Source organism: Streptomyces sp. NPDC001880 (assembly GCF_053594575.1).
On the sequence record NZ_JBSFET010000247.1, the window covers coordinates 1 to 2,276 of the forward strand.

Here is a 2,276-nt window from a genome sequence, read left to right on the forward strand (position 1 = left end):
TGACGTCGTCGGGCAACGTTGGATCAGGCAGATGCCCCCAGCCCGTTCGCTGTCGGCACCAAGGCGGTAACCAGGCGGCGAACGAGCCGGGCATTTTCTCCTGGCTGGGGACCGCCGTGCATCAGTAGGTGGTGGACGGTTCCCGCCAGGGCGAGCGCGAGCATCGCGCCGTCGGCATCAGCGGGGATTCGTCCGAGGCGCTGCTCGCCCTCCACATAGCAGGCCATGGCTTCCTCGACGGCGCCGGGGCCGGGGGCACCGGCGGCCCACGCCCGGCTTACCCGCTCAGCTACCGCATGCCGGGAGATCGCCGCTGCCGCGATCGCCGGACCGTTCGCGCCCAGCAGCGTGAGGGCCGCGCTGATCAGGTTTTCCCGCACGTCGCCCTCCCCCGCACGCTCCGGCAAGGACCGGACCTCGGCAGCGATCCGCTCGAAGCGGTCCAGGACGAGCTGCGCCACGAAGTCGTCCAGGTCGGCGAAGTGGTTGTACAGCAACCCCTTGGCGCAGCCCGCCTCCTCAGTGACGGCCCGGTTGGTCAGCCCGGCCGGTCCCTTGCGGGCGAGCACCCGCTCGGCCGCGGTGAACAGCCGCTCACGGACGTCGGGGGTCGCTACACCACGCGGTGACATCGGGTCCTCCAGGTCGATCCTTGCCGGTATGGGCAGACGCCCATACCTTGGTATGGGCAGACGCCCATACTAACTCTCCGCTGGGAGCGATCCGATGCACGATCTCGTCAACACCGCACAGTTCGAGGCCTGGAATGGCGACGAAGGCCGGCACTGGAGCGATCACCACGACCGCTGGAACGCGATCAACCAGGGCTTCAATCAACCGCTGCTCGAAGCTGCCGGGATCGGCCCCGTGGACCGGGTGCTTGACATCGGCTGCGGCGCGGGCCAGACCACCCGGCTCGCCGCCAGGGCTGCCTTCCGCAGCGCGGTTCTCGGCCTCGACCTCTCCGGGCCGATGCTCACCAGGGCACGCACCCAGGCCGCCGAGGAGGGCCTGGACCGGATCACCTTCGAGCAGGGCGACGCCCAGATCCATCCTCTGCCCGCATCCGCGTTCGACGTCGCCATCAGCCGGTTCGGGGTCATGTTCTTCGACGACCCGGTCGCCGCGTTCTGCAACATCGGCCGGGCCCTCCGCCTCGGCGGCCGACTCGCCTTCATCTGCATGGCCGACCCGACCCGCAGCGAGTGGGTGTCCGTGTTCGGCACGGCACGCGCCTATCTGCCCCTGCCTGCCGAGGAGCCGGCCACCCCCGACGGACCAGGGATGTTCTCGCTCGCCAACCCCTCTGTCGTCCACCGGATCCTGGACACGGCTGGCTTCGACAAGGTGCGCACCGAGCCCGTCGAGGCCCTCAGTGACTTCGGACGCGACGCCCACGACGCAGCCGATCACCTGCTCGCATCAGGCCCCGGCCAGCACCTGGTCAAGCTGCTCGACTCCGCGAGCAACGTCGACAGCGCGGACCGACCGAGCGGCACCGACAGCGTACGAGCCGCGTTCACCGTCGCTCTTGCCGCCCACGAGCAGCCCGCAGGCGTCCACCTCCGCACCTCCGCCTGGCTCGTAACAGCGACGCGACGCTGAGCCCCTCCGCCCGGCCCGCCACTGCTCCGCAGAGTCGCGCAACTGGATGCGGTGGGGGGCCTTGGCAGCAGAACAGGCACAGGTCCTAGTGATCATGGAGTTACTGACGCTCTGTGACCACTGGGGAGACCTGTGCCCGCGCTTCCATCATGGCTGACCGAACCGCTCTGGGACCAATTCACGGTCCTGCTGCCCGTGCGGCCGGAGTACCACCCGGACCATCCACTCGGCTGCCACCGCCGGCGCATCAGCGACCGGGTCATCTTCGACAAGATGCTGCAACTGCTGCGCTTCGGCTGTTCTTACGAGGCGATCGCCGACACGACCTGCTCGGCCACCACGATCCGCAGCCGCCGCGACGAGTGGATACGACAGGGCGTCTTCGCCCGGCTCAAGCAGATCGCGCTCGACGCCTACGACCGGATCATCGGTCTCGTCCTCGACCAGATCGCCGTAGACGGCTCCATCACCAAGGCTCCCGGAGGCGGCGAGGTAGCCGGGCGTTCCCCCGTCGACCGCGGCAAACAGGGACTGAAACGCTCGGGCATGACGGACGGATACGGTATTCCACTGGGCCGTGTCCTGGCCGGGCGCCAACCGCCACGACTCCCCACTGCTCGCCCCGACCCTGGACCGCCTGAACGACCTGGGACCGTTGCCCGACGACGTCG

At 69.2% G+C, this 2,276-nt stretch carries 2 protein-coding genes and 1 pseudogene; 2 read left to right on the forward strand and 1 reads right to left on the reverse strand.

What is annotated here, in order from left to right:
• Positions 1 to 23: 23 nt before the first annotated feature.
• Positions 24 to 632: a TetR/AcrR family transcriptional regulator gene (locus ACWCQ6_RS36885; protein WP_451096823.1), complete on the reverse strand. Its 609-nt coding sequence runs from the start codon at positions 630 to 632 to the stop codon at positions 24 to 26.
• 94 nt (positions 633 to 726) lie between these two features.
• Here ACWCQ6_RS36885 and ACWCQ6_RS36890 point away from each other — a divergent pair, with 94 nt between their 5' ends.
• A complete protein-coding gene (locus tag ACWCQ6_RS36890) occupies positions 727 to 1,605 on the forward strand; it encodes a class I SAM-dependent methyltransferase (RefSeq protein ID WP_451096825.1) in 879 nt (292 codons plus the stop codon).
• 132 nt (positions 1,606 to 1,737) lie between these two features.
• Positions 1,738 to 2,276, forward strand: a pseudogene (locus ACWCQ6_RS36895) (transposase); the annotation flags it as partial.